This window comes from Sphingopyxis sp. LC363, from assembly GCF_000756385.1.
In the GTDB taxonomy this organism is placed as follows: Bacteria; Pseudomonadota; Alphaproteobacteria; order Sphingomonadales; family Sphingomonadaceae; genus Sphingopyxis.
In genome coordinates this window covers 118,313-144,121 of sequence record NZ_JNFC01000023.1, presented here as the reverse complement: position 1 = coordinate 144,121, position 25,809 = coordinate 118,313, and the positions used below count along the sequence as shown (strand labels likewise).

The window sequence follows — 25,809 nt, the reverse complement described above, 5'->3', positions numbered from 1 at the left end:
CTTAAACCTTGAAGACTGTTGTTTACCGCGCCTCGGGACGACGTGCGAGACGGAGCCACAGCAGGATCTGGAGCAGCGCGAGCAGTGGCAGGATCGCGAACATCAGCGGGGCAAAGCCGAACAGCAGCGCGGGGGCGAGCAAGATCCAAGCCTCGTCCGCATCGGGCAGCAGCCAGTGAAAGCGCCGCCGCTCGCCCGAATCCTCATAGAGCGCGCGCGCCAGCAGGATCGCCGCGGCGAGGCATGGCGCGAGCGCGGCTTCCGAAAAGAGCGGCATCTTGTGCCCCGGCCCGGCGAGCGACAGCAGCCAGGGAAAGACCGCGAGCAACACCCATGCAAAAGAGCGGATGACGTCGCGCGCCCGGTCCTGAGCGGCGCTTTCGGCGCGAAACGCCGACAGGAAGCGCATCGCCGCCAGCCCCAGCCCGCCGAGGACCGCGACGAGCGCGCCCGCCGCCGCGAGGCCGCTCGCGGCGAGCAGCGCGACCGCCACCCACAAGAGCGCGGTGACATGCGGCAGATAGCGTGCGGTTGTCGGCGATTTGACGAGCAGCGGCCCCGCGAGCCGGATCACCGGCATCATGATCGCCGACCGCCCGAGCCCCATGCCGCCATATTCGACCTGTTGCAGGCTCGATCGCTCGATCAGCGCCGCGGTCGGGCGATCGGCGACGATCGCGATCTCGCCCTGCTCGAACAGGGCGGGCTCGCAATAGAGCCGCCGAGCGCCCGCCTGCACCGCGAGTCGCAGCAGGGTCAGCATCATGTCCCATTCGCCCGGCATGCCCGCGAGTTCGGCGACCATCGGCTGGGAGATCGAGGCGAGGCCGCCCCAGCGCCGCGTCGCGTCGATCCGCTCGAAACCCTGCGTCAGCATCGTGTCGCCGGTGACGAGGATCGCGGGAGATCCGGGCTTTGCGATTGCCGCGTAATGCGTGCCACCGGCGCGGAGGCCGTCGGCGACGAGGATGATCCGGTCGTCGGCCTCGACCAGCGGGACGAGGTCGCTCGCCGCGCGCACCGGAGTCACCTTGATCCCGCGACGGCGAATGCGGTCGCAGGTCGCGAGCAGTTCGGCAGGGACCGCGGCGACCGCGACTGCGATATGCGTCACCCCGACGTCGGCCAGACGCGCCGCCTGACGCTCGAACAGCGTCTCGCCGGCGACGGTGACGAGCGCGCGCAGCGACCCGTCGGGCAGCGTTTCGGAAGCGCCGACCAGCGCGATCAGGGCCATCGGCGCCAGCTTTTTTCGGCAGCGGTCATCGCGGTGAAGCTTTAGGACCGGTGAAGCGATTGGCAAGCCCCGCGATGCGCCGCGATGACGTCACGCCTTCACCTTGTTTTCCCGCACCTTCGCCGCCGTTTTCGCAGGTAAAAAAATCCCGGCAAAGCGACCGAATCGCTGGTCTTTCCCGCACCCATGGGCTAGACCAAATCCATCTCCCGAAAGAGCAGAAAAAGGCCGGGTCTTGACCGAAGAAAATACGCCTATGCAGCCGTCCGACGACGGCGTTTCGCCGATCAATATCGTCGACGAAATGAAGACGTCCTACCTCGATTACGCGATGAGCGTGATCGTCAGCCGCGCGCTCCCCGACGTGCGCGACGGGCTGAAGCCGGTCCACCGCCGCATCCTCTACGCGGCGCAGGAAGGCGGCTTCGTTCCGGGCCGTCCGTACAAGAAATCGGCAAAAATCGTCGGCGACGTCATGGGTAACTATCACCCGCACGGCGACAGCGCGATTTACGACGCGCTCGCACGCATGACGCAGGACTGGTCGCTGCGCGTTCCGCTGATCGACGGTCAGGGCAATTTCGGCTCGATGGACCCCGATCCGCCGGCGTCGATGCGCTACACCGAAGCGCGCCTTGCCAAGACCGCGATGGTGCTGCTGAACGATCTCGACAAGGACACCGTCGACTTCCAGCCCAATTATGACGCGAGCCGCGACGAGCCCACCGTGCTCCCGGCGCGTTTCCCCAACCTGCTCGTCAACGGCGCGGGCGGCATCGCGGTCGGCATGGCGACCAACATCCCGCCGCACAACCTCGGTGAGGTGATCGACGCGACGCTCGCGATGATCGACCGCCAGCTCGAAGGCGGGCCGCCGGTCACGCTCGAGGAGCTGATGGCGATCGTCCCCGGCCCCGACTTCCCGACCGGCGCGATGATGCTCGGCCAGGGCGGCGCACGGAGCGCCTATGCCACCGGACGCGGCTCGATCATGATGCGCGCGACGCACATCATCGAGGAAGGCAGGAACGACCGCCAATCGATTGTATTGACGTCGATTCCTTTTCAGGTCGGCAAGTCGGGCCTCGTCGAGAAAATCGCCGAGGCGGCGCGCGACAAGCGGATCGAGGGTGTCGCCGACATCCGCGACGAATCGAACCGCGAGGGCGTGCGCGTCGTTATCGAGCTGAAGCGCGACGCGACCGCCGAAGTCGTCCTGAACCAGCTCTGGCGTCACACCCCGGCGCAGTCGAGCTTCCCCGCGAACATGCTCGCGATCCGCGGCGGCCGTCCCGAGATGCTCGGGCTGCAGGATATCCTCTCCGCCTTCATCGCCTTCCGCGAGGAGGTGATCACCCGCCGCTGCAAGTTCGAACTCGCCAAGGCGCGCGACCGCGCGCACATCTTGCTCGGCCTCGTCGTCGCGGTCAGCAATCTCGACGAGGTCGTCCGCATCATCCGCGGCTCGCCCTCGCCCGCCGCCGCTCGCGAAGCCCTGCTCGCGCGCGAATGGCCGATCGGCGAGATCGCGCCCTATATCCGCCTCGTCGAAGCGATCGAGGGCGAGATGGAGGAAAGCGCCACCTATCGCCTGTCCGAAGTGCAAGTGAAAGCGATCCTCGACCTCCGCCTCCACCGCCTCACCGCGCTTGGCCGTGACGAAATCGGTAAGGAACTCGGGGAGTTGGCGTCCGAGATTGAGGAACTGCTTTCGATCCTTGCCGACCGCGTCAAGCTCTATGGCGTGATGCGCGAGGAGCTCGTCGCGGTGCGCGACGAATTTGCGACCCCGCGCAAGACGCTCGTCGCTCCCGCCGCCGACGGCATCGACGACGAGGATCTGATCGAGCGCGAGGAGATGGTCGTCACGGTCACCCTCGACGGCTATATCAAGCGCACCCCGCTCGACACGTTCCGGGCTCAAAGACGCGGCGGCAAGGGCCGCGCCGGCATGGCGACCAAGGACGAGGATGTCGTTACCGAGCTGTTCGTCACCTCGACGCACACCCCCGTCCTCTTCTTCTCGACCGCGGGCAAGGTCTATCGCATGAAAGTATGGCGCCTGCCCGAGGGCGGGCCGGCGACGCGCGGCCGCCCGATGATCAACCTGCTGCCACTCGCGCAGGGCGAGACGATCTCGACCGTCCTCCCGCTACCCGAGGATGAGGCCGAATGGGGCAAGCTGCACGTCATGTTCGCAACCGCGAAGGGCAGCGTGCGTCGGAACAGCATGGACGCTTTCACCAACGTGCCCTCGAACGGCAAGATCGCGATGAAGTTCGAGGGCGACGACGAGGACGACCGCCTGATCGGCGTCGCGCTGCTCGACGAAAGCGACGATGTGCTGCTCGCGACGCGCCAGGGCAAGGCGATCCGCTTCGCCGGCGACGATGTCCGCGAATTCCAGAGCCGCAATTCGACCGGTGTCCGCGGCATGCGCCTCGCCGACGGCGACGCGGTGATCTCGCTTTCGATCCTCCACCGCGTCGGAACCAGCAGCGAGGAGCGCGAAGCCTATCTCCGCGCCGCGCCGTGGAAGGATAACGAAAACGAACCGACGCTGCCCGGCGACCGCATGGCCGAACTCGCGACACGCGAACAATTCATCCTCACCGTCTGCGCCAACGGTTATGGCAAGATCTCGTCGGCCTATGAATATCGCCGCACCGGCCGCGGCGGTCAGGGTATCACCAACATCGACAATATCGGCCGCAACGGGCCCGTCGTTGCCAGCTTCCCCGCCACCAAGGCGCACCAGCTGATGCTCGTCACCGATCAGGCGAAGCTCATCCGCATGGGGCTCGATTCGATGCGCGTCATCGGTCGCGGCAGTGCCGGCGTGCGCCTGTTCGACGTTGCGAAGGACGAGCATGTCGTCTCGGCGGCGCTGATCGAGGAAGGCGACGAAGCAGAGGGCGAAGACGCGGACACCGCGACCGAAAACCCCGCGAGCGAGGCGCCGTCCGAATGACGACGCCCGCCACGGCCTTCAAGGTGCTGACCGCGCAGCAATGGGCGGATTTCGAGCGCGAACGCGTCTTCCGAGGCGCACCGGTGGATATCGCCGACGGCTATATCCACCTGTCGACCGCCGGGCAGCTCGAGACGACGATCGCCAAATATTTCGCGGGCGAAACCGGGCTGATGATCGCCGAGGTCGACCTTGTCCTCCTCGGCGACGCCATCCGCTGGGAACCCGCGCGCGGCGGCGACCTCTTCCCGCACATCTACGCCGAACTGCCGATCCATGCGGTCGTGAGCCTCCAGAAGCGCGACTGCTGACAGCCGCATCTTGCTTCGTGCGCTGAAATTCCCCACCATCGTCGGACCTTACGCCGTCCGTTCTTTGGGGAAGAGAGAAGATGCGCCTCCTGTTGATCGCCGCCCTGCTGGCCTCCGCCGCGCCCGTTGCCGTCCACGCCCATGAAGCGCCCGCCCCCGCCGCGCAGTCGAAGCCCGTCCCCAAAGAGGAATTGCTGAAGCCCCCCGCCGATGCGGTGCGCTATTCGGTCGTCTCCGAAGCCGGGCAGCACGGCAATCAGTGGCGCTGGCAGCTTCCCGATGGCCGCACCGCCTATCGCTGGTCGCAGGAACTGCGCGGCTGGATCACCGAGATGGACCAGGTCACGACCTTCGCACCCGACGGCACGATCGCGGCGGTGACCGTCCGCGGCGTCACCATGTCGGGCGACGCGGCCGAGGAGTTTCGCGTCGCAAACGGCCGCGCGAGCTGGAAAACCGCCAATGATGCGGGCGAAGCCGCCGCCGGCGGCTGGTACATCCCGGCGGGCGGCGTCGGCATCGCCAACGCCCCGCTGATCGACGCGCTCGCGGCCGCGGGCGACGCCGGGCTCGCCTTCCTGCCGAGCGGCAAAGGCCATATGACCTTCGGCCCGACCGAGGTCATTCAGGGGCCCGGTGGCCCCAAGACGGTCCAGCTCGCTTTCATCAGCGGCATCCTGCCCTCGCCGCTCCCCGTCTGGCTCGACGAAAACAAGCGCCATTTCGCCGACATCAGCTATATCTCGGTCATTCCGGCGGGCTATGAGGGCGCGCTCAAGCAACTCCGCGACGTTCAGGAAAAGGCGACGGCCGAAGCGGTCGCCGGCGTCGCTAGCCGTTTCCTGACCCCCGCCGCCAAGGCCCCCGTGCTGTTCGACAATGTCCAGCTGTTCGACGCCGACAAGGGTACTTTCCTCACGTCGCGCGCGGTGCTCGCGCAGGATGGCAGGATCGCCGCGATCGGCGCCGCCGGATCGCTGAAAGCGCCCGCCGGGACGCGTGTCATCGACGGGCGCGGCAAGACGCTGGTGCCGGGCATCTGGGACAGCCACCTTCATATCGGCGACGATTGGGACGTGCTCTCGAACATGGCGAACGGGATCACCAGCTTCCGCAGCCCCGGCACGACCTTCGACCGCGCGGTCGACGCGACCAAGCGCCGCGCCGAGGGCAGTTTGCTGATGGGCGAGCCCTTCATCTCGGTCATCATCGACAAGAAGGACCCGCTCGCGGCGCAGGGCGCCGAGGTGGTCGGCAGCGCCGAAGAAGCGATCGCGGCCGTGCGCCGGGTCAAGGAAGCGGGCCTCTGGGGCGTCAAATTCTATACCTCGATGAATCCCGCGTGGATCGCCCCCGCCGCCGCCGAAGCACACAGGCTCGGCCTCCACGTCCACGGCCATGTCCCTGCAACGATGAAGCCGAGCGAGGCGGTCGCCGCGGGCTATGACGAACTCACGCACCTCAATTTCGTCGTGATGGAATCGATGCCGCGCGAGGTGATCGACAAATCGAACACAAGGGCGCGGATGGAAGGGCCCGCGCGCTATTTCAAGGACGTCGACCTCGACGCCCCGCTGATGAAGGGCTTCATCGCCGATCTCGCGGCGAAAAAGACGATCGTCGACCCGACAATCGTGATCTTCGAGGGCATGCTGACGCAGGACGGCGGCAAGCCGCATCCGGCTTATGCCCCCTATATGGGCATCATCTCGCCCGTTATCGAACGGTCCGCGTTCACGGCGGGCGGTTATCCGCTCGTCGAGGGGCTGACACGCGACGACTATCGCAAAAGCTATGCGAAGATGGTCGAGCTCGTGCGCCGGCTGCACAAGGCGGGCGTGCCGATCGTCGCCGGCACCGATGGTTGGGGGATCGAACTGATCCGCGAACTCGAAATCTACCGGCAGGCGGGCTTCACCCCCGCCGAAGCGATCCAGAGCGCGACGATCCTTCCGGCACACGTCGTCGGCGCCGACAAACGCACCGGCTCGATCGCGGTGGGCAAAGAAGCCGACATGGTTCTCGTCGACGGCGACGCCGCGACCGACCTCGGCGCGCTCCGCCGCGTCGTGACCGTGGTCAGCGACGGCTATGTCATGGACGCCGACGCGCTGCGGAAAGCGGCGGGGTATAGCGGCGCTCCGAAATAGCCCGATAGCGGCTTTGGGGTGGGGAGCGGACATTCCACAACCGTCGCCCCCGCGAAGGCGGGGGCCGCTGTCGGTTTGCGCAACAGCGCTGAATAAAGGCCGCTAGCGGCCCCCGCCTTCGCGGGGGCGACGGTAGGTTCCGGCCATTACCGCCTCAGCTCCCGATCAGCGTCGCCGCGCCTTCCACGCCCTTACCGCCGCCATCGTCTTTTCGACATGCGCCTGCGGCTTGCTGTCGGTGTAGCTGAGCAGGATCGTCCCGTTGGGGGCGATGACATAGGATGTCCGGTTCGACAGCATCGTCCCGTCGGGGCGCCGCATCGTCGAATCATATTTCGCCGCGACCTTCGCGCCCGGATCGGCCGCGACCGCGAATTTGTCGCGACACTCGGACTTCGAAAATTCGGCGACGCGATCGATATTGCCCGCGGTGACGCCGACGACGCGCGCGCCCAGCTTGTTGAAATCGTCGCTCGCCTCGGCGAACAGATGCGCCTCGAGCGTGCAGCCCGGCGTAAAGGCGGCGGGGAAGAAATAGAGCACCACCGGCCCCTTCTTCAGCGTCTGTTTCAGCGACAGGTTGAACGGCTTGCCGCCCTGCGCCGCGCTCAGTGTAAAATCAGGCGCCTTCGCGCCTTGCTGAAGCGCCGCGATGCCCTGTGGCGCGATGACCGCCAGCGACAGGCCGAGACCGGCCGCCATCGTCAGTTTTGCCAGAAATTTCATCAGCGGCCTCCATGGGGAACAGCGGGACGATCCCCGCCGGGACAGCCACTCTACCGCCATATTCGCAGACAGCAAATGAACCTGTGCGGCCGACCGGCAGACGTCGCGCCGCGCGGCCCTTGGGTGCGCGCGGCGCGAGCGCCAGCCGGCGGTCATCCGCCGATCAGCAGCGGCGACCGCCGCGATCGATCTCGCGCCCGATCAGCGCGCCCGCGGCGCCGCCGATGATCGTGCCGGGCAGGCGGTCGCCGTAGCGATCGACTTCGCGGCCGAGCAGGGCGCCCGCGGCACCGCCGACGATCAGGCCAGTGGCGCCGCTGCCGCGGCGGCAATAATAGCGGCGGTCGCGATAGTGGCTGCGCCGGTAATCGCGCCTGTAATCGCGTCGGTAATCGCGACGATAGTCGCGGCGGTAATCGCGATAATCACCGCGATCGCCGTAATAGCCATGGCGGTGATGGCGATCGCGCGCCTCCGCCTCGGCGGGCAGTGCCGCGACGGTGCTCGCGCCGATCAACGCCGCCAACGCCAGTTTCTTGAACAGGAACATCTGTCTTCTCCGTCTTGCCCCCGCGGATCAGATTAGGACGGCAAAGATGGCGCCTGGCTGAACTGCCGGCGCCTCACCGTCCCGACCCCCATCGGTTCGGCGATCTTTCGGGGCGCTTTGCCGCTGCCGATTGACCGCACGCAGCAATCGGCGCAGCATCCTTGCCATGACGCTCACCATCATCCCCAGCGGCCAGGCGTGCGGCGCGCGCGTGACCGGCGTCGACCTCACGCAGCCGCTCGACGCCGGAACGATCGCCGACATCCGCGCCGCATGGCTCGATCATCATGTCCTCGCCTTCCCCGACCAGAAAATGAGCGAGACGGATCTCGAGCGTTTCACCCGTTATTTCGGCGGCTTCGGCGACGATCCCTTCATTCGCCCGATCCCCGGCCACGACCATATCATCGCGGTGAAGCGCAAAGCCGACGAAACCGCGCCGCTTTTCGCCGAAAACTGGCACAGCGACTGGAGCTTTCAAGCCCGCCCGCCTGCCGGCACCTGCCTCTTCGGCATCACCATACCGCCCGTCGGCGGCAGCACCGAATTCGCCAACCAGCACGCCGCGCTCGACGCGATGCCCGCCGACTTTCGCGCGCGCGTCGAAGGGTTGCAGGCGATCCACAGCGCCCGTGCGGGCTACGCGCCGCAGGGCATGTACGGCGCAAACGACAAGAACCGCAGCATGGATATCCGCTCGGGCGACGAGGCGCTCGAAACGCAGTTGCATCCCTTCGTCCGCGCTCATCCCGAAACGGGCCGCAAGGGCCTGTTCGGCTGCGCGGGCTATATCATCGGCTTCGACGGGCTCGACGATGCCGAGGGGCTGCCGCTGCTTTACGAACTGATCCAGTGGCAGGGCCGCGAGGCGTTTCGCTATACCCATGTCTGGGAGCCCGACATGCTGGTCATGTGGGACAATCGCTCGGTCCTCCACCGCGCGACCGGCGGCTATGACGGCCACGACCGCCTCCTCCACCGCACGACGATCGCGGCATGGGACGGGCTGGCCTGACGACTGTTGGGGAGAGGGAAGCGGACGGTCCTCCCCCTTGGGGGAGGGGGACCATGCGAAGCATGGTGGAGGGGCACGCGAGGTGTTTCCTGCCCTTTATTCGTCGCGCGACTCCGCCCGTGCCCCTCCACCACCTTCGGTGGTCCCCCTCCCCGTGCCGGGGAGGATCGAGGTAGCTCCCGACCGAAACCCGTCCAACCGCCTCGCCGTCCCGACACGTCGCGAAACCCTGCCTACCCCCCACGCGTTGCTCCCGTCAGAAGGAGCAACTACCATGACCCTCCCCAACAACGCCCTCATCCTCGTCGCCGACGGCCGCAAGGCACTGTTCCTGCGCAATCAGGGCGACGAGCTGCGAATCGACTTGCGCATGTCTTCACACCGCGAGCGCGGGGATCGCAAGGATAGCGATATCAAGACCGACGCCGCGGGCCGGTCGAGCCGCCCCGCCGGTGCCGGCGGCTTTCAGGACACGATGGAGGAAGCCGATTTCCACCAGCAGGAAGAGGACCGCTTCGCGCGCGACCTCGCCGAAAAGGTGAATGCGATGGCGCTATCTGGAAAATTCGATGCGCTCGTCGTCGTCGCGCCCGCGCGCACGATGGGCGAGCTGCGCCCGCTATGGCATAAGGAGGTCAGTGCAAGGATCGTTGGCGAGCATGTCAAGGAAATGACCGACCGCCCGATCCCCGACATCGAGGCGTTGCTCGTCGGCGAAGCCGCGCCGCCTTCCTGATCAGGCGCGCGCCTCCTTGGACAAGGTGCTGACCACGCCCCACGCGATCAGCGCCTGCCCCCCGAAATAGAGCGGCCAGACGAGCCACATCGTGACGTCCTTGGACAAAACAGCGCCCTCGCCCGCGAAGATGAACAGGTCGCTCGCGAGGAAGAGCATCGCGCCCACCCCCGTGCGATAGCGCGGGAAACGGCTGGTCCACGCCGCCGCCGCCATCGCGGCGACGAACAGCGAATAGACGGCGGCGTGCCACCAGCCGGGTGCGGGGCTCAGCATGCCCCACACGATCGCCAGCGTCGCGGGCATGGTCAGCCATCCGAGCAGGCGCTGCGACGGCGTCATCGCGGCCCGCCGGTTGGTCAGATACAGGATGATCGCGATGATGTGCCCGACCACGAATGCGACCGCGCCTGTCTCGAGTCCCTTCGCATCGAGCAGCCAGTCGCCGAGCGCCCCGAAACCGAGCGCCGCCGCGATCAGCCAGCCGCTCCTTTCGCGCGCATTGGCGGCCGCCCACAGCGCCAGGAAGCCAACCCCCGTCGCCTTCCACGCCCAGATTGCAGGACCATCGAGCCGCTGGAACACCGCGACCAAGAATCCGACGCCGCCGGCCAGCGCCAGCCACCACAGCCACCGCGCCCGATCCCAACCCTGTTCGCTGCTCATCGCCCGCCCCTTTGCATCTTGCCGTCAATGGGCCTAGTGCGCGGCGGACCAACTGCAAGTCAATGTTTAGGGTAAATAGTGGCGCACGACATTCACATCATCGGCGGCGGCCTCGCGGGCTCCGAGGCGGCGTGGCAGCTCGCCGAGGCCGGCTATCGCGTGCGCCTCTCCGAAATGCGCGGCGGCGGGGATATGACCCCGGCGCATCAGGGTGACGCGCTCGCCGAGATGGTGTGCTCGAACAGCTTTCGCAGCGACGACGGCGACAGCAACGCCGTCGGCCTGCTCCACCGCGAGATGCGGTCGCTCGGCTCGATCATCATGCGCGAAGCCGACGCGACGAAGGTCCCCGCGGGCTCGGCGCTCGCGGTCGACCGCGACCTCTTCTCGGGCGGCGTCACCAAGGCGCTGTCGGAGCACCCCAATATCACCATCGTCCGCGAACGCATCGACACGCTGCCCGCCGAAGGCCCGACGATCGTCGCCACCGGCCCGCTCACCGCCGCCGGCCTCGCCGCGAGCATCGGCACCGCGACCGGCAAGGACGCGCTCGCCTTTTTCGACGCGATCGCCCCCATCGTCTACCGCGACAGCATCGACATGGACGTCGCGTGGATGGCGAGCCGCTGGGACAAGGTCGGGCCGATCGGCGACGGCAAGGACTATATCAACTGCCCGATGGACAAGGAGCAATATCACGCCTTCGTCCAGGGGCTGGTCGACGGCGAAAAGACCGATTTCAAGGACTGGGAAAAGGACACCCCCTATTTCGAAGGCTGCATGCCGATCGAGGTCATGGCCGAGCGCGGCCCCGAAACGCTCCGCTTCGGCCCGATGAAGGGGGTCGGTCTCGACAATCCGCGCACCGGGCGCTGGCCCTATGCGGTGGTCCAGCTGCGGCAGGATAATGCGCTCGGCACGCTCTGGAACATGGTCGGCTTCCAGACCAAGCTCAAACACGGCGCACAGGTCGAGCTGTTCCGCACCATCCCCGGCCTCGAAAAGGCCGAGTTCGCGCGCCTCGGCGGTCTCCACCGCAACAGCTTCATCCGCTCGCCCGAACTGCTCGACGCCCAGCTCCGCCTCAAATCCGCCCCGCATATCCGCTTCGCCGGCCAGATCACCGGCTGCGAGGGCTATGTCGAAAGCGCCGCGATCGGCCTCGTCGCCGCGCGTTTCGCCATTGCCGAGCTCGGCGGCCGCACCTTGCCCCCGCCGCCGCCCGAAACCGCGCTCGGCGCGCTGCTCGGCCATATAACCGGTGGCGCCGATGCGTCCTCCTACCAGCCGATGAACGTCAATTTCGGCCTCTTCCCGCCGCTCGCCGAGGATGTGCGCAAGAAGGACCGCAAGCTCGGCTATACGCAGCGCGCGGGCGCGAAGCTCGCGGAGTGGATGAAGCAGGCGGAGGGCGTCGCGGCCTGACCGCCGGCTTCAGCAACTACACTTCGGTTTCGCCGCTCGCTTCGGCGCCGTCGTTGCAAATTCCGCGCGCGTCAGATCGCCCGACTTGTCGGCATCGGCGCTGGCAAAGCGCGCACCCGTCGTCACCGCCCATTCCTCGAAGGTCAGCAGATTGTTGCCGTCCTTGTCGAGCTTGCGGAACGCCGCGGTGCGCGACGACATCAGTTCGACGCGGCTGATCTTGTCGTTGCGGTCGCGATCGAAGCGGTTGAAGCGCCGCTCCTCGCGCGACGCCTCTTTCGCGGCGGGCAGCGCCGGCGGCGCCGGGCCGCGTTTCGGCGCATTCGCCGCCGCGACCGGAATTGCGGGCAAGGCGGGCGGCGGATCGGGCAGCACCTCGACCTCCGCGATCTGCGTATAGCCCTTCCACATGAACAGCCCGCCGGTCAGCAGCAGCGCGCTCGCCACGCCGCCGATCAGAAATCGGGAAATCGCCATCCGCCCCTCCGCGCCGGTTGATCGGCCCTTGCTATCACGGCGCGCGTGCGGGCGCCAACGGACGACGCCATAATGGCGGCGAATTTTAATCGACAGGCTTGTTCAAAAGCCCAGCGTCAATTGCTATATCCGATCAATGCACAATTACCTCCCCTCGCTGAAGCAGATGCAATATCTTGTCGCGCTCCACGAGCACGGCCATTTCGGCCGCGCCGCCGACGCGTGCAACGTCACCCAGTCGACGCTGTCGGCGGGCATCCGCGAGCTCGAGACTTTGCTCGGCCAGACGCTCGTCGAGCGCACCCGCCGCGTCGTCCGCTTCACCATGCTCGGCAACGCGATCGTCGAAAAGGCGCACCGCGTGCTGCGCGAGGCCGAGGAGCTCGCCGATATGGCGGCCGCCGCGTCCGCGCCGCTCGTCGGCGAACTGCGCATGAGCGTCATCCCCACGATCGCGCCCTTCCTCCTTCCCGGTCTGCTGCCGCGGCTGCGCAAGGAACGCCCGTCGTTGAAGCTCTTCCTGCGCGAGGAACCGAGCGCGCAGGCATGCGAATCGCTCCATCACGGCACCGTCGACTGCGTGCTGCTCGCGCTCCCCTATGCGTGCGGCGACGTCGAGAGCGAGAAACTGTTCGACGACGCGCTCTTCGTCGCCTTCCCCGGCGAGCAGAGCGAAGACCTGCCCGCCATGGTCAGCGCCGACCAGCTCGACCCCGCGCAGATGCTGATGCTCGAGGACGGGCACTGTCTGAAGGATCATGTCCTGGCCGCATGCAACCGCCCCGAATTGCGCGCCGGGGCGCGGATGATGGGCACCTCGCTCCACACGCTCGTCCAGATGGTCGACAACGGCCTCGGCATCACGATGCTGCCGCAAATGGCGATCGAGGCCGGCATCCTCGACCACACCGACATCGACACGCGCCCGCTCGATTCGGAGCATGACTGGCGCACGATCGCGCTCGTCTGGCGCAAGGGCAGCCCCCGCGCCGACGAGTTCCGCCTGCTCGCGGATATTTTCCGCAAACATCAGGTGAACTAGCGTCCCGAATATTCGTTAGAAAACGACCGAACTTAGCCGTCGCCCCCGCGAAGGCGGGGGCCGCTAGCGGCCTTACTCAGCGGCATTGTGTAAACCGACAGCGGCCCCCGCCTTCGCGGGGGCGACGGTTATGGAATGTCCGATTCCCACCGCTCCGCGCGACTCTGGTCGCCCTCGCGCTCCTCGACCCACGCCACCCGCCCATCGGTGAAGCTTTCGCGCTTCCACAGCATCACATCGGTTTTCAGCCGGTCGATCAGAAACTCGCAAGCCGCCAGCGCCTCGGCGCGGTGTGCGCTGCTCGCGAGCACGAGCACGATCGTCTCGCCCGGCGCCATCGCGCCGATGCGGTGGATCAATGTCAGCGCCGACAGCTTCCAGCGGTCCGCCGCCGCATGGGCCAGATTGCCCAGTCCGGCCTCGGTCATGACGGGATGATGCTCAAGGAACAGCTCGGCCAATCCGTGGTCGCCGCGCACGCGCCCGATAAAGCTCGCGCTCGCGCCATGCCCGCCCGCATCGTGCAGGTCGAACTCGGCGGCGACCTCGATCGCCGACGACTGAACCAATACGCGGATCATCCCCCGGTCACCGGCGGAAACAGCGCAAGCTCGCGCGCACCCGACAGCGGCGCATCGGGGCCCATCATCACCCCGTCGATCGCGGCGCGGATACGCTGCGGCTCGGCAAAGGCCAGCGCGCCGCGCGCGTCGCGCGCCGCGAGCCAGGCGATCAGCGCGCCGACGTCGCCGACGCCCGCGGGCACATCGACCGTCTCGTCGGCCACCCCCATCCTTTCGCGGACCCACGAAAAATAAGCGATGTTCAGCGCCATCGGCCGACCTCAATCCATATGCTTCAGGCCGACGCGCAGATAATCCCAGCCGGTGATCAGCGTCAGCACCGCGGCGCCCCACAGCGAGACGAGCCCGACCGTCTTGATCCACCCTATTGCGGGCAAGGCGCCCGCAAGGATCAGCGCGCCGAACGCAACGAGCTGGAAGGTCGTCTTCCACTTCGCAAGCTGCGTCACCGGCATCGACACCTGCAATGTCGCGAGGAACTCGCGCAGCCCCGACACGATGATCTCGCGCAGCAGGATCATCAGCGCGGCGATGACATGCCAACCCGCGATGTCGCGCGTGAAGACGAGCAGCAATATCACCGCCGCGATCATGATCTTGTCGGCGATCGGGTCGAGGAAGGCGCCCAGCCGCGACACGATCCCGCGCGAGCGTGCAACATAGCCGTCAAAATAGTCGGTAATGCCCATCAGGCAGTAAAGGCCGAAGGCGAGCGCATAGTCGATCGGCTTCGGCTGGTGCGATCCCTCCACCACCCCGGGCCACAGAAGGAAAAGCAGGATGGGGACCGCAAGGATTCGCGAAAGGGTCAGGATGTTGGGAAGGCTCAGCATGATCCCCGTCGATATAGGCGGTCCAAAATGACCTTTGACCCTGTCCGCCCTAGCCGATAAGCCCCCCGGGCGACAACCAAATTGCCCGCGATTTGCGTGGTGACCGAACAAGATTGAAAAGATTGGACCACGCATGACCGGCTCCTTCGCGCTATTGAAGCAACGCCGGTTCCTGCCCCTTTTCGTCACCCAGCTCCTCGGCGCGTTCAACGACAATCTGTTCAAGAACGCGATGGTGCTCTTCGTCGTTTACGGCGTGTTCAACGACGAAGCCTCGGAAACATTGTTCAGTGCGGTCGCGACGGGGCTCTTCATCCTGCCCTTCTTCCTGCTTTCCGCGCTCGCGGGCCAGCTCGCCGACACGCGCGACAAGGCGCGGATCATCCGCATCGTCAAATTCTGCGAAATTCTGATCATGCTCGTCGGCGGGCTCGGGCTCGTCCTCGCGTGGATGGGCTTTGCGGTGCATCTGATCGCGATCCCGCTCATGATGCTCGCGCTCTTCGCGATGGGCATCCACTCGACCTTTTTCGGCCCGATCAAATATGCGATCCTGCCGCAGCACCTGCAAAGCGACGAGGTGCTGGCCGGCACCGGGCTCGTCGAGGCGGGCACCTATATCGCGATTCTCGCGGGCACGATCCTCGCGGGCGTGATCGACGTCGAATGGGCGGCGCTCGGCGTCGTCCTTGTCGCGGGGATCGGTTACTGGACCGGACGCAAAGTGCCCCCCGCCCCGCCCGAGCATGAGGAAACGGGCATCGACTGGCACATCATCCGCTCGTCGATCGCACTCGTCCGCGGCACGATGCACATCCCGCGCCTCTATCTCGCGATCCTCTCGATCAGCTTTTTCTGGACGATCGGCGCGGTGCTGTTCATCCAGTTTCCGCCGCTCGTGAAGAATATCCTCCACGCCGACAAGAGCGTCGCCAGCCTCTTCCTCGCGATCTTCTCGATCGGCATCGCGATCGGGTCGGTCGCGGTGAACCGCCTGCTCAAGGGGCAGGTATCGGCGCGCTACAGCCCCGCCAGCGTCATCGTCATGGGTGTTTTCGTCGTCGCCTTCTATTGGGTGTGCCGCAACTGGGAACATGACCCGTCGGGCGTGATGTACGGGATCGAAGGCTTCCTCGGCCACCCCGACGTCATCCCGCTCCTCGCCGCGCTGCTCGGCATCGCGATCAGCGGCGGCATGTTCGTCGTGCCGCTCTACGCCTTCCTGACCACCACGGTCCCCAAGGACCAGACCGCGCGAACCGTCGCCGCGAACAACATCGTCAATTCGGGCGCAATGGTCGCGGGCTCGCTCCTCGCAATGGGCCTCGGCTTCGCCGGAATCGGCGTCGTCGACCAACTGCTGATGAGCGCCGCCATGTGCCTGATCTCCGCTTGGCTCGCGGTCAAACTGCACCGGGCTTGCGACTGACCGGAAGCGGCGACGGCTAGTTCCGCTCGAAACCCGTCCTCAAATCAAGAACATCATCGTCGCGGTAAAGAAAACCGCAAAGCTCTGCAGAAACAGCCGCAAGTCATTGTTCGACCAGATCGTGACCGGTTCGCGGTGCGCCGCGAGCGCCGCGCGCAATTCGCCCTGCCAGTCCGCCGGTGCGTTGAGCCGTGCGATCGCCAGTTGCCGCACGCCATGCGCCCGCACGCGCTCGCGAATGTCGATATGATCGTCCGAGTCCATGCCCCGAAGCTAGGGCGATGTTAACGGATCGGTAAGGTTAAAAGAGTGTTAACGTCCGGGCCGTCCCATGGCGGGACGCTTTTCCCTCGCGGCTTAACCTCCGGCCATCGGCCGCACGCGCACGCGGCGCCCCTCTTTCGCCCCCGCCTGGAACGGCTTGCACCGCGCGGGCTTCATGCGCGGTCCCAGGCAAAGCCGCACTTCGTCGAGCCAACCCTCGCGGCCGACCGACACCGCAATCATCGGCGCCGTCACGCCGCGATTGGCGGCGGCAAAGGCGCGGCGGATGCTGCCCGCGGTCTGCGGTTTCGCGGCGAGCGCCTTCATGTCGGGAAAGCGCACCGCACCGAACAATATTTCGGCCGAGCGGAAATAGGCCGCGGGGTGCGGGCTCATGCACGTCCCGTGCTTCGCCCATTCGTGCTGGAGAAGCTGCGCCGACGGCGTCATGCACAGATGCTTCCTCAGCACCGGCTGCGGCACGATCTTCGCCGGGCGGCACCATTGCGGATAGCCGCGACTGTCGGTCTCGGGCCACAGCCCATGGAGCACCCAGCCGAAACGGCCGTTCTCGCCCGAACATTGGAAAGCATCGCGCGCGCCCTTGGGATTGCGCACGTCGGCGCAATGTTGCGGCGACCAGCTCATGGCCAGCAGATAGCCGGTGATCGGGGGTTTGCGCACCGGCTCGCCCCGGCGCGGCTGTTCGAGCCGCGGGACCGGGATGCGGTCGGGCACCGAGCAGGACAGCGCCTGCGCCTGCGCCGCGACCGGCATCAGCGCCAGCGCGGCGGCGCTAAGCCAGCGCAAAGTCGAGGCCGATGTCCGCCGCGGGCGCCGACTGCGTCAGTCGCCCGACCGAGACATAGGTCACTCCCGTCGCGCCGATATCGTGGATCGTGTCGAGCCGCACGCCGCCTGACGCCTCGGTCGGGACCTTGCCGCCGACGAGCGCGACGCACTGGCGGAGTTCGTCGAGCCCCATATTGTCGAGCAACAGATGCGTCGCGCCGGCGTTCAGCGCGGGTTCGACCTGCGCGACGCGATCGACCTCGACGATGATGTCGGCGATTCCCGCGTCGACCGCGCGCCGCACGGCCTCCTCGACCGATCCCGCGACCGCGACATGATTGTCCTTGATCATCGCGGCATCCCACAGACCCATGCGATGATTCTTCGCGCCGCCCATCCGCGTCGCATATTTCTCGAGCACGCGAAGCCCCGGGATCGTCTTGCGCGTGTCGAGCAAGGTCGCGCCGGTACCCGTCAGCGCATCGACATATTGGCGCGTCATCGTCGCGATCCCCGACAGATGCTGCACCGTGTTGAGCGCCGACCGCTCGGCGGTCAGCATCGCGCGCGCATTGCCCGACAAGCGCATCAGGTCGCTTCCCGCGGCAACTTCGGCGCCTTCTTCGACCAGTATCGCGATCTCCATGCCGGGTTCGAGCGCGCGAAAGAATCGCTCGGCGATCGGCAGCCCCGCCACGATGATCGCATCGCGGCTGTCCATCACTCCGCCGAAGCGCGCGTCGGCGGGGATCGTCGCCATCGAGGTAATGTCGCCCCCCGCGCCCAGATCCTCGGCCAAAGTGGCGCGGACAAAGGCATCAAGGTCGAAATCGGGGAGCGTGAACTGGGTCATGTCCCCCGCGATAATCCGCCCGCCGAGCAAATCAACTTGACGTTTACGTCAACTGGCGCTGACATGCACGCCACGCGGCAACTTTGCCAACTTCGGAGAGGTCCCATGCAATCCCCCATCTGCGCGATGCTCGCCATCGAATTCCCCCTCCTCGCCTTCTCGCACTGCCGCGACGTCGTCGTCGCCGTGTCGAAAGCGGGCGGCATGGGCGTCTTCGGCGCCGCCGCACTACCGCCCGAACGGCTCGAAGAGGAACTCGCATGGATCGACGAGCATATCGGCGGTCGCCCCTATGGCGTCGACCTGATCGTCCCCAACAGCTTCGCGGGCAAAGGCGACGCCCCCTCGTCGGGCGTCGCGAAGGTGCCCGAAACCCATCTGCAATTCGCCGCCGACCTGCTCGGCAAGTTCGACGTCGATGCCGCGGGGCTCGAGGCAGCGATGGAAACGCGCCAAAGCTTCGGCGACAATATGCACGAAGACGGCGCGGCCAGACTTCTCGAAGTCGCCTTCCGCCACCCGATCAAGCTGATCGCCAATGCGCTCGGCGTCCCGCCACCGCTGATGCTCGAGCTCGGCAAGCGCCACAATGTCCCGGTCGCCGCGCTCGTCGGGACGCGCGACCATGCGCTGGCGCAGGTTCGCGCGGGCGTCGACATCCTTGTCGTCGCGGGCGGCGAAGCGGGCGGCCATTGCGGCGAGGTCGCGACGATGGTGCTCGTGCCTGAAGTGGCGGCGGCGGTCGAGGCGATCGGCGCGAGCACGCCGATCCTCGCCGCGGGCGGCATCGTCACCGGGCGCCAGATGGCGGCGGCGATGGCGATGGGCGCGCACGGCGCTTGGTGCGGATCGGTGTGGCTCACCACTGCCGAGGCCGAAACCAACCCGGTCGTGAAGGAAAAGATGCTCGCCGCCTCGGCGCGCGACACCGTGCGCTCGAAAAGCCGCACCGGCAAGACGTCACGCCAGCTCCGCTCGCCATGGACCGACGCGTGGGAGGCCGAGGGGGCGCCCAAACCCTTGCCGATGCCGCTCCAGTCGCTGGTCAGCGAACCCGCGCTGCGCAAGGTCGATAAATTGTCCGAAGGCGGCCACGAAGGCGCCAAGGCGCTCGCGACCTATTGGGTCGGTCAGGGTGTCGGCCTGATGAACGAGGCGATGGGCGCCGGGCAGGTCGTGCAGGCATTCAAGGAAGACTGGGTCGCGGCCTGCGAACGACTCAACGGCTTTATCGGCGACTAGCTCGCGTCGTTGATCCTCCCTGTCGCGCAGCGATGGGGAGGTGGCAGCCGTATCGCGGCTGACGGAGGGGCAGAGCGCGAAGCGCTCGCGATGCTCGCAGCCCCTCCACCATCCTCCCGATGGTCCCCCTCCCCATACCTGCGGCACAGGGAGGATTGCGGTCGTCGATTACGAAACGGTCGCCTTGACGATCTTGCCGGGCTCGCGCGGCGGCTCGCCCTTGGGCAGCGCATCGACATTTTCCATGCCTTCGGTGACTTCGCCCCAGACGGTATACTGGTTGTCGAGGAAACGCGCATCTTCGAAGCAGATGAAGAACTGGCTGTTGGCGCTGTTCGGATTCTGCGCGCGCGCCATCGAGCAAACGCCACGGACATGCGGCTCGCTGCTAAATTCCTGCGGCAGGTCCGGCAGCTTGCTCCCACCCATGCCGGTGCCCGTCGGGTCGCCGCCCTGGGCCATGAAGCCGGGGATCACGCGGTGGAACACGACGCCGTCGTAAAAGCCTTCCTTCGCAAGGCTGGTGATGCGCTCGACATGCTGCGGGGCGAGGTCGGGACGCAAGCGGATGACGACATCGCCGGTCGACAGCGAAAGCGTGAGGGTTTCGGACATATTGTTACTCCTATGGTCGGGTTTGGCGGTGCCATAGACGGACGCGGCGCCCAAGGCCACGCTCTAAATGCCGAAAGGGTCCGTCACGGCGTTGCCATCGGAGCATGGCCGCTCTAGGGGAAGGCTCGGACGCCGCAAGACCAGGGAGGACCGCGCGATGGACAAACGCGAAGATTCCCTGCCGCCTGATGATATGGCGATTGTTGACGATGCCCTCAGCCGCGAGCCCGAAACCGAACTCGACGAGGATGATCGGCTGAAACCCGAATTCGTCCGCGACGTGATCGAACTTGCCGAGGCCGGCGAGGGAGAGGCCGCGCGCGAGCGCGTGGGCCGCCTCCATCCCGCCGACATCGCCGATCTGTTCGAACTCGCGCGCACCGACGAGCGTCCGATGCTCGCCGCGGTGCTTGGCGACATGCTTTCCGCCGACGTGCTCGCGGAAATGAACGATTATGTTCGCGAAGAATTGATCGATCTTCTCGCGCCGGAGCAAGTGGCCGAACTCGCCTCCGAACTCGACACCGACGACGCGGTCGCGATCATCGAGGATATGGAGGAGGACGAGCAGCAGGCCGTCCTTCAGGCGATGGAGCCCGAGGATCGCGCCGCGATCGAGGACGCGCTGTCCTTCCCCGAGGAATCGGCGGGCCGCCTGATGCAGCGCGACCTGGTCGCAGTGCCCGAACATGTGACCGTCGGCGATGTCATCGACCGCCTTCGTGAAGATACTGAGCTTGCCAGCGATTTCTGGGAAATCTTCGTCGTCGATCCGATGCACCGCCCGGTCGGCACCTGCCAGCTGAGCTGGATATTGCGCACTCCGCGCGACATCGCGATCGGTGACGTGATGAAGCGCGAACAGACGCTGATCCCGGTCGATATGGATCAGGAAGAGGTCGCGCTACGCTTTCAGAAATATGCGCTGATCTCGGCCGCCGTCGTCGACAAGGCGGGGCGCCTCGTCGGCATGATCACGGTCGACGATGTTGTCCACATCATCCAGGAAGAGGCGGGCGAGGATATTCTCCGCCTGTCGGGCGCCGGCGACGGCGACATCAACGAGCCGATCCGCGAGACGTACAGCGCGCGCGTGCGCTGGCTCGTCGCCAACCTCGGCACCGCACTCGTCGCCTCGACGATCGTCGGCCTGTTCGGCGGCGCGATCGAACATATGGTCGCGCTCGCGGCGCTGATGCCGATTGTCGCGGGGGTTGGCGGCAACGCCGGGACGCAGACACTGGCGGTGACGGTGCGCGCCCTCGCGATGAACCAGCTCACCGATTCGAACAGCTGGCGCGCGATCTGGCGCGAAATGAAGATCGCGCTGCTCAACGGCGGCACGATTGCGCTCATCGCCGGCACTGCGACGGCGCTCTGGTTCGGCAACCCGATGCTCGGCGGCGTGATCGCCGCGGCAATGATCGTGAATATCTTCGTCGCCGGGGTCGCGGGGGTCGCAATCCCCCTGCTGCTCGACCGTGTCGATCAGGATCCCGCGGTCGCCAGCTCGATATTCGTGACGATGACGACCGATTCCATGGGTTTCCTGGCCTTTCTGGGCCTCGCCGTGCTCAGCGGACTCACCACGCTTTGAAGCCAAGCCGCTGAAATCCGAGCGATTCAAAAGCGGCGAAAAAAATTTCATGCCTGCGATTTTTTTCGGGAACTTATCGGCCGCATCGGTCGTTTCCTATTCGAGCAGCGGTCATCGCCCCCCCGCAGCGCTGCTCAGCAACATTGGCCCGGCTCGCATTCCCTCCCCCCCCTCGAAGCGTGCCGGGCCATTTTGCGCTCAATTCTGATGAGGTGAAGAATGTCGAGTGTTCGTATTATCCTTCTTACCCTGCTTGCCAGCTTTCTGGTCGCTGGTTGCAACACGGTGAAGGGTGTCGGCCGGGATATCGAATCGGTCGGTCAGGCCGGCAGCGACGCGATCGACTGATCTGAAGGATCTTACCCTAAGCCTCTTCGAGAGGCTCGACAGGCGCCTCTTCGGCGCCTGTTTTGCGTCGGCGCTGGGTAAACCAGATCGCAAAGAGCGACATTTCGTAGAGAAATACGAGCGGCACCGCCAGTAACAGCTGACTGAGGATGTCGGGCGGTGTGAACACCGCGGCGATCGCAAAGGCCGCGACGATCATATAACGGCGCGCCGACACGAGCTGCTCGCGCGTCACCAGCCCCGACCGTTCGATCAGCATCAACAGGATCGGCAGCAGGAAGGCGATGCCGAACGCCATGATGAACTGCATCGTAAAGCTCAGATAATTGCCGACCGACGGCAGCGCTTCCTGCGTAATTCCGCCGATGTCGCCCTGATATCCGAGCAGGAATTTGAGCGCGATCGGAATGGTGATGAAATAGGCGAAGCTCGCACCGATCGCAAACAGCACCGGGGTCGCGAGCAGGAAAGGCAGCAGCGCGCGCTTTTCCTTGCGATAAAGCCCCGGCGCGACGAATTTCCAGAGCTGGTTGGCGATCACCGGAAAGGCGATCATTGTCGCCGCGAACAAAGCGACCTTGATCTCGACGAAAAAGGCCTCGAACAGCTGGGTGTATATCAGCTTGCCCTGCCCCGCGCGCACGAGCGGCTGGACCAGAATGCCGAAGATCGGCTTCGCATAATAGAGGCAAACCCCGAAGGCGAGACCGATTGCCAGAAGCGACTTCAACAGGCGCGAGCGCAGTTCGATCAGATGATCGAGGAGCGGCATCTTGCCGCCGCCGCCATCCTCGTCCCCGGCAGTAGACGCCGTTTCCTCGGTCATGGCAACGGGCCGTCCTTGGGCGGCACCGCATGCGTTTCGGGAGGGTTGGCGGCAGCCGCCCCGTCGGTATCGATCTCGGTTGGGGGCTTGGCCTCCACCGCCGGCGTCGAGGCGGGCGTTGGCGTTGGAGATACGTTCACATCGTCGATGCGCGGAAACTCGCGCATAATCGCCTCATTCTGCTCGCGCCACTGCTTCTCGAGTTCCTCGAGTTCGGCCTCGCGCATCATCGTGTCGAGCCCGGCACGGAAATGGCGCGCCATCCCGCGCGCCTTCCCCATCCATTTGCCGACGAAACGCATCGCCTTGGGAAGGTCCTTGGGGCCGATAACGACCAGGGCCACCACCACGACGAGCAGCAACTCGGTGGGCGCAACATCGAACATGACCTAAAACTTCCCCCGCAAGCGGACTGCGATCAGAGCTTGTCGCGCTCGGCCGTCGGGGTCGAAACCGGGGTGGCGTCGGGCGCGCGCTGGCCCTCGATCTGCTTCGGCGCGGGGGTCGGCGTATCGTCTTCCGACATGCCCTTCTTGAAGCTTTTGATGCCCTTGGCGACGTCGCCCATCATGTCGGAAAAGCGGCCCTTGCCGAACAGCAGCAGGACAAGAATCCCGACCACGAGCCAGTGCCAGATGCTGAAGCTACCCATCTCAAATTCTCCTTGAAGGGCTCATCTAAGCCTCTTCACCGTCTTTTACTAGGTCCAGTTCGCCCATCGCTTCCTCGAAAGCGAGATCGACCGGGTCGAGCAGACCCGCCGCACGCAAATCCTCGATTCCCGGCAGGTCCTTGCGGCTGGTGAGGCCGAAATGTTGCAGGAAAGCGTCGGTCGTCTTGTAGATCAGCGGCCGCCCCGGAACTTCGCGGCGCCCGGCGGGCATGACCCATTCGGCCTCCATCAGCACGTCGAGCGTTCCCTTGGAGGTCTGAACGCCCCGGATCGCCTCGATTTCGGCGCGGCTGACGGGCTCGTGATAGGCGATGATCGCCAGCACCTCGGCGGCGGCACGCGACAATTTTCGCGGATCGTCGCGTTCGCGGCGCAAAAGATGCGCAAGGTCGGCGGGCGTCTGAAAATGCCAATGGCCACCGCGCTCGACGAGCTCGATCCCGCTTCCCGCATGGCGCTGCGCGATGGTTTCGATGATCGCCTTCACCTGTCCGGGCGTCATTTGGTCGCCAAGCCGCCCGGCGACCTGCCGCGCATCGAGCGGTTCGTCGCTGGCGAAAATCATCGCTTCTATCGCGCGTTCAAGATCGTCGATCATACCCCTGCGGCTTTCAAATAAAGTGGTTCGAAGGCGCCTTCCTGTTTCAGCTCGACCCGCCCCTGCCGCGCCAGTTCGAGCGCGGCGACGAAACTCGACGCGATCGCCGACCGGCGCAGCGGGCCGTCATAGTCGGGCGGCAGGAAATCGGCGAGTTCGGCCCAGTCAAGCTTTACCCCCAGCATCCGCTGCAGATGGTGCAGCGCGGCGTCGAGTGTGATCACCGGGCGACGCGACACCATATGCACGACGGGTTCGGCGCGCAGCTTGACCTGCCCATAGGCAGCGAGAAGGTCATAAAGGCTCGCATCCCAGCGGCGCACCTTGATGTCGCGCAGCCCCTCCGGCTTTGCGCGCAGAAAGACGTCGCGGCCGATCCGGTCGCGCGCGAGCAGCCGCGCGGCCGCGTCGCGCATCGCCGCGAGCCGCTGCAGGCGCAGTTGCAGGCGCAGCGCCAGCTCGTCCGGCGACGGATCCTCGAGCGGATCTTTGGGCAGCAACAGCGCCGACTTGAGGTAGGCAAGCCACGCCGCCATCACCAGATAGTCGGCCGCGACTTCCAGCTTGAGTTCGCGCGCCTCGGCGATGAAGGTCAGATATTGTTCGACCAGCGCAAGGATCGAAATCTGCTTGAGGTCGACCTTCTGGCTCCGCGCGAGCGCCAGAAGCAGATCGAGCGGCCCCTCCCAGCTTTCCAGCGAAAGCTGCAACGCATCCTCGCGCTCGGGCGCCGCCGGTACGATCTCGAAATCCAGCGGCAACGCCTCCACCGGCGATCAGGCCGTCGCCAGCAGCGCGTCGCGCTGATCGACCAGCATCGCGAATTCGCGGCCGTCGCTGTCGCCCGAAATTCGGTCCATCGCGCCCTCCAGCCGCGCGAGCGACACCGTGCTGATCGGGTCGAGCGCATTCGCTATGCCAATCATGTCGTCCATTCTCGCCCAGCAATTGAGCGCGATGTCGCAGCCTGCGGCGATCGCATCGGCGGCGCGCGACGGCACGTCGCCCGACAGCGCTTTCATGTCGAGGTCGTCGGTCATCAGCAAACCGTGGAAACCGATGCGCTGACGAATGATATTGTCGATGACGATAGGCGACAGCGTCGCGGGCCGGTCGGGGTCCCAGGCTTCGAAAATGACGTGGCAGGTCATCGCCATCGCGGCGTCGCGGAGCGCCGCGAACGGCGCGAGATCGGTCTGCAGGTCGCGATCCGACGCGGTCACCGTCGGCAGCGCCTCATGGGTGTCGAGCAGCGCGCGGCCGTGGCCGGGGATATGCTTGACGATGCCGACGACGCCGCCCGCCTGCAATCCGCCGAGGATCGCGCGGCCAAGCGCGGCGACGCGCATCGGTTCGCTGCCGAGCGCGCGATCGCCGATGACATCGCTGGCCCCCGGCTGGCGGACGTCGAGCAGCGGCAGGCAGTCGACGGTAATGCCCACCTCGGAAAGCATGGCAGCGAGCGCCATCGCGTTGAGCCGCGCCGCTTCGATCGCGCTGGCGGGGGCGCGGTCATACAGGGCGTCGAACGCCGCGCCGCTCGGGAAAGGCGGCCATTCAGGCGACTTCATCCGCGCCACGCGCCCGCCTTCCTGATCGATCAGGATCGGCAGGTTGGCGCGGCCGTCGAGACTACGAAGCTCGTCGGTCAGGCGCCGCAACTGGTCGCGATTTTCGATGTTGCGCCCGAACAGAATATATCCTGCCGGGTCGCTGTCGCGGAAAAAGGCGCGCTCATCGTCGGTGAGGGCCAAGCCCGACAGGCCGAAAATAGCCGGTATCATCGTCCATCAAACTCCATCGGCAGCCGCCCCCTCAGGCAGCAGCCAAGACAAGAATATGCCATAAG

29 protein-coding genes are annotated in these 25,809 nt (G+C 66.1%); 11 read left to right on the top strand and 18 right to left on the bottom strand.

Annotation, left to right across the window (positions count from 1 at the left end; all coding sequences use genetic code 11):
- Nucleotides 1-22 precede the first annotated feature (22 nt).
- A complete protein-coding gene (locus tag FG95_RS10320; protein ID WP_037555689.1) occupies nt 23-1,237 on the bottom strand; it encodes a hypothetical protein in 1,215 nt (404 codons plus the stop codon).
- A gap of 256 nt (nt 1,238-1,493) precedes the next feature.
- On the opposite strand from FG95_RS10320, the gene gyrA reads away from it, so the two are divergent.
- From gyrA to FG95_RS10305, 3 genes are all read left to right on the top strand, one after another.
- Nucleotides 1,494-4,208 (top strand): DNA gyrase subunit A, encoded by a 2,715-nt coding sequence (gene gyrA, locus FG95_RS10315; RefSeq protein ID WP_152567623.1) that lies wholly within the window; start codon nt 1,494-1,496, stop codon nt 4,206-4,208.
- Entirely contained in the window at nt 4,205-4,519 is a 315-nt protein-coding gene (locus tag FG95_RS10310; RefSeq protein WP_037555686.1) for a DUF952 domain-containing protein, read from the top strand. Before gyrA ends, FG95_RS10310 begins: the two co-directional genes overlap by 4 nt.
- 80 nt (nt 4,520-4,599) lie before the next feature.
- The gene (locus FG95_RS10305; RefSeq protein WP_037555685.1) at nt 4,600-6,669 is read left to right on the top strand and encodes an amidohydrolase family protein; all 2,070 of its coding nucleotides are present in this window, start codon (nt 4,600-4,602) and stop codon (nt 6,667-6,669) included.
- Nucleotides 6,670-6,834: 165 nt separating this feature from the next.
- On the opposite strand, the gene FG95_RS10300 is transcribed toward FG95_RS10305, so the two are convergent.
- Both FG95_RS10300 and FG95_RS10295 read right to left on the bottom strand, forming a co-directional pair.
- Nucleotides 6,835-7,395, bottom strand: a complete 561-nt coding sequence (locus tag FG95_RS10300; protein WP_037555683.1) for a peroxiredoxin — start codon at nt 7,393-7,395, stop codon at nt 6,835-6,837.
- A 163-nt stretch (nt 7,396-7,558) separates the two neighbouring features.
- On the bottom strand, nt 7,559-7,945 hold the full coding sequence (locus FG95_RS10295) for a glycine zipper 2TM domain-containing protein (RefSeq protein WP_037555678.1): 387 nt from the start codon (nt 7,943-7,945) through the stop codon (nt 7,559-7,561).
- A gap of 130 nt (nt 7,946-8,075) precedes the next feature.
- On the opposite strand from FG95_RS10295, the gene FG95_RS10290 reads away from it, so the two are divergent.
- Both FG95_RS10290 and FG95_RS10285 read left to right on the top strand, forming a co-directional pair.
- Nucleotides 8,076-8,960 carry a TauD/TfdA dioxygenase family protein gene (locus FG95_RS10290; RefSeq protein WP_235211527.1) on the top strand — a complete coding sequence of 295 codons (885 nt, stop codon included), beginning with the start codon at nt 8,076-8,078 and terminating at the stop codon, nt 8,958-8,960.
- 274 nt (nt 8,961-9,234) lie between these two features.
- Nucleotides 9,235-9,696, top strand: a complete 462-nt coding sequence (locus FG95_RS10285; RefSeq protein ID WP_037555677.1) for a host attachment family protein — start codon at nt 9,235-9,237, stop codon at nt 9,694-9,696.
- On the opposite strand, the gene FG95_RS10280 is transcribed toward FG95_RS10285, so the two are convergent.
- Nucleotides 9,697-10,362 (bottom strand): lysoplasmalogenase, encoded by a 666-nt coding sequence (locus tag FG95_RS10280; protein WP_037555674.1) that lies wholly within the window; start codon nt 10,360-10,362, stop codon nt 9,697-9,699.
- 75 nt (nt 10,363-10,437) lie between these two features.
- On the opposite strand from FG95_RS10280, the gene trmFO reads away from it, so the two are divergent.
- Complete coding sequence (trmFO, locus tag FG95_RS10275; protein WP_152567620.1) at nt 10,438-11,787, top strand: methylenetetrahydrofolate--tRNA-(uracil(54)-C(5))-methyltransferase (FADH(2)-oxidizing) TrmFO; 1,350 nt, start codon at nt 10,438-10,440, stop codon at nt 11,785-11,787.
- A 9-nt stretch (nt 11,788-11,796) separates the two neighbouring features.
- On the opposite strand, the gene FG95_RS10270 is transcribed toward trmFO, so the two are convergent.
- Nucleotides 11,797-12,264, bottom strand: coding sequence for a hypothetical protein (locus FG95_RS10270; RefSeq protein WP_200880185.1), 468 nt, complete (start codon nt 12,262-12,264; stop codon nt 11,797-11,799).
- A gap of 136 nt (nt 12,265-12,400) precedes the next feature.
- On the opposite strand from FG95_RS10270, the gene FG95_RS10265 reads away from it, so the two are divergent.
- Nucleotides 12,401-13,306, top strand: a complete 906-nt coding sequence (locus tag FG95_RS10265; protein ID WP_037555670.1) for a hydrogen peroxide-inducible genes activator — start codon at nt 12,401-12,403, stop codon at nt 13,304-13,306.
- A gap of 128 nt (nt 13,307-13,434) precedes the next feature.
- On the opposite strand, the gene FG95_RS10260 is transcribed toward FG95_RS10265, so the two are convergent.
- Genes FG95_RS10260 through pgsA form a run of 3 tightly spaced genes read right to left on the bottom strand, consistent with a single transcriptional unit; the run spans nt 13,435 to nt 14,723 of the window.
- Nucleotides 13,435-13,887 (bottom strand): molybdenum cofactor biosynthesis protein MoaE, encoded by a 453-nt coding sequence (locus FG95_RS10260; RefSeq protein ID WP_037555669.1) that lies wholly within the window; start codon nt 13,885-13,887, stop codon nt 13,435-13,437.
- A complete protein-coding gene (locus tag FG95_RS10255) occupies nt 13,884-14,099 on the bottom strand; it encodes a MoaD/ThiS family protein (RefSeq protein WP_327195730.1) in 216 nt (71 codons plus the stop codon). The genes FG95_RS10260 and FG95_RS10255 overlap by 4 nt, the downstream gene beginning before the upstream one ends.
- Nucleotides 14,100-14,150: 51 nt before the next feature.
- On the bottom strand, nt 14,151-14,723 hold the full coding sequence (pgsA, locus tag FG95_RS10250; RefSeq protein WP_037555668.1) for a CDP-diacylglycerol--glycerol-3-phosphate 3-phosphatidyltransferase: 573 nt from the start codon (nt 14,721-14,723) through the stop codon (nt 14,151-14,153).
- A gap of 133 nt (nt 14,724-14,856) precedes the next feature.
- On the opposite strand from pgsA, the gene FG95_RS10245 reads away from it, so the two are divergent.
- Nucleotides 14,857-16,152, top strand: a complete 1,296-nt coding sequence (locus FG95_RS10245) for an MFS transporter (RefSeq protein ID WP_037555667.1) — start codon at nt 14,857-14,859, stop codon at nt 16,150-16,152.
- 39 nt (nt 16,153-16,191) lie between these two features.
- On the opposite strand, the gene FG95_RS10240 is transcribed toward FG95_RS10245, so the two are convergent.
- From FG95_RS10240 to nadC, 3 genes are all read right to left on the bottom strand, one after another.
- A complete protein-coding gene (locus tag FG95_RS10240; protein WP_037555664.1) occupies nt 16,192-16,416 on the bottom strand; it encodes a hypothetical protein in 225 nt (74 codons plus the stop codon).
- A 93-nt stretch (nt 16,417-16,509) separates the two neighbouring features.
- Nucleotides 16,510-17,226, bottom strand: coding sequence for a ribonuclease T2 family protein (locus FG95_RS10235; protein ID WP_037555662.1), 717 nt, complete (start codon nt 17,224-17,226; stop codon nt 16,510-16,512).
- Entirely contained in the window at nt 17,213-18,061 is an 849-nt protein-coding gene (gene nadC, locus FG95_RS10230) for a carboxylating nicotinate-nucleotide diphosphorylase (RefSeq protein ID WP_037555660.1), read from the bottom strand. Before nadC ends, FG95_RS10235 begins: the two co-directional genes overlap by 14 nt.
- A 105-nt stretch (nt 18,062-18,166) precedes the next feature.
- Here nadC and FG95_RS10225 point away from each other — a divergent pair, with 105 nt between their 5' ends.
- Nucleotides 18,167-19,303 carry an NAD(P)H-dependent flavin oxidoreductase gene (locus FG95_RS10225; RefSeq protein WP_037555659.1) on the top strand — a complete coding sequence of 379 codons (1,137 nt, stop codon included), beginning with the start codon at nt 18,167-18,169 and terminating at the stop codon, nt 19,301-19,303.
- A gap of 168 nt (nt 19,304-19,471) precedes the next feature.
- Here FG95_RS10225 and FG95_RS10220 read toward each other — a convergent pair whose 3' ends face one another.
- Complete coding sequence (locus FG95_RS10220; protein ID WP_037555827.1) at nt 19,472-19,918, bottom strand: peptidylprolyl isomerase; 447 nt, start codon at nt 19,916-19,918, stop codon at nt 19,472-19,474.
- A 157-nt stretch (nt 19,919-20,075) separates the two neighbouring features.
- On the opposite strand from FG95_RS10220, the gene mgtE reads away from it, so the two are divergent.
- Nucleotides 20,076-21,515 carry a magnesium transporter gene (gene mgtE / locus FG95_RS10215; protein WP_037555658.1) on the top strand — a complete coding sequence of 480 codons (1,440 nt, stop codon included), beginning with the start codon at nt 20,076-20,078 and terminating at the stop codon, nt 21,513-21,515.
- A gap of 219 nt (nt 21,516-21,734) precedes the next feature.
- On the top strand, nt 21,735-21,863 hold the full coding sequence (locus FG95_RS10210; protein ID WP_037555657.1) for an entericidin A/B family lipoprotein: 129 nt from the start codon (nt 21,735-21,737) through the stop codon (nt 21,861-21,863).
- Between the two features lie 16 nt (nt 21,864-21,879).
- On the opposite strand, the gene tatC is transcribed toward FG95_RS10210, so the two are convergent.
- Genes tatC through nagZ form a run of 6 tightly spaced genes read right to left on the bottom strand, consistent with a single transcriptional unit; the run spans nt 21,880 to nt 25,744 of the window.
- The gene (tatC, locus tag FG95_RS10205) at nt 21,880-22,689 is read right to left on the bottom strand and encodes a twin-arginine translocase subunit TatC (protein WP_052182277.1); all 810 of its coding nucleotides are present in this window, start codon (nt 22,687-22,689) and stop codon (nt 21,880-21,882) included.
- On the bottom strand, nt 22,686-23,075 hold the full coding sequence (gene tatB, locus FG95_RS10200; RefSeq protein ID WP_037555656.1) for a Sec-independent protein translocase protein TatB: 390 nt from the start codon (nt 23,073-23,075) through the stop codon (nt 22,686-22,688). The genes tatC and tatB overlap by 4 nt, the downstream gene beginning before the upstream one ends.
- A 32-nt stretch (nt 23,076-23,107) precedes the next feature.
- On the bottom strand, nt 23,108-23,341 hold the full coding sequence (locus FG95_RS10195; protein ID WP_037555655.1) for a twin-arginine translocase TatA/TatE family subunit: 234 nt from the start codon (nt 23,339-23,341) through the stop codon (nt 23,108-23,110).
- Nucleotides 23,342-23,366: 25 nt separating this feature from the next.
- Nucleotides 23,367-23,960, bottom strand: a complete 594-nt coding sequence (gene scpB, locus FG95_RS10190; protein ID WP_037555654.1) for an SMC-Scp complex subunit ScpB — start codon at nt 23,958-23,960, stop codon at nt 23,367-23,369.
- Nucleotides 23,957-24,715, bottom strand: coding sequence for a segregation and condensation protein A (locus tag FG95_RS10185; RefSeq protein ID WP_037555823.1), 759 nt, complete (start codon nt 24,713-24,715; stop codon nt 23,957-23,959). The genes scpB and FG95_RS10185 overlap by 4 nt, the downstream gene beginning before the upstream one ends.
- Nucleotides 24,716-24,736: 21 nt before the next feature.
- Nucleotides 24,737-25,744, bottom strand: a complete 1,008-nt coding sequence (gene nagZ / locus FG95_RS10180; RefSeq protein ID WP_037555653.1) for a beta-N-acetylhexosaminidase — start codon at nt 25,742-25,744, stop codon at nt 24,737-24,739.
- Between the last annotated feature and the right edge of the window lie 65 nt (nt 25,745-25,809).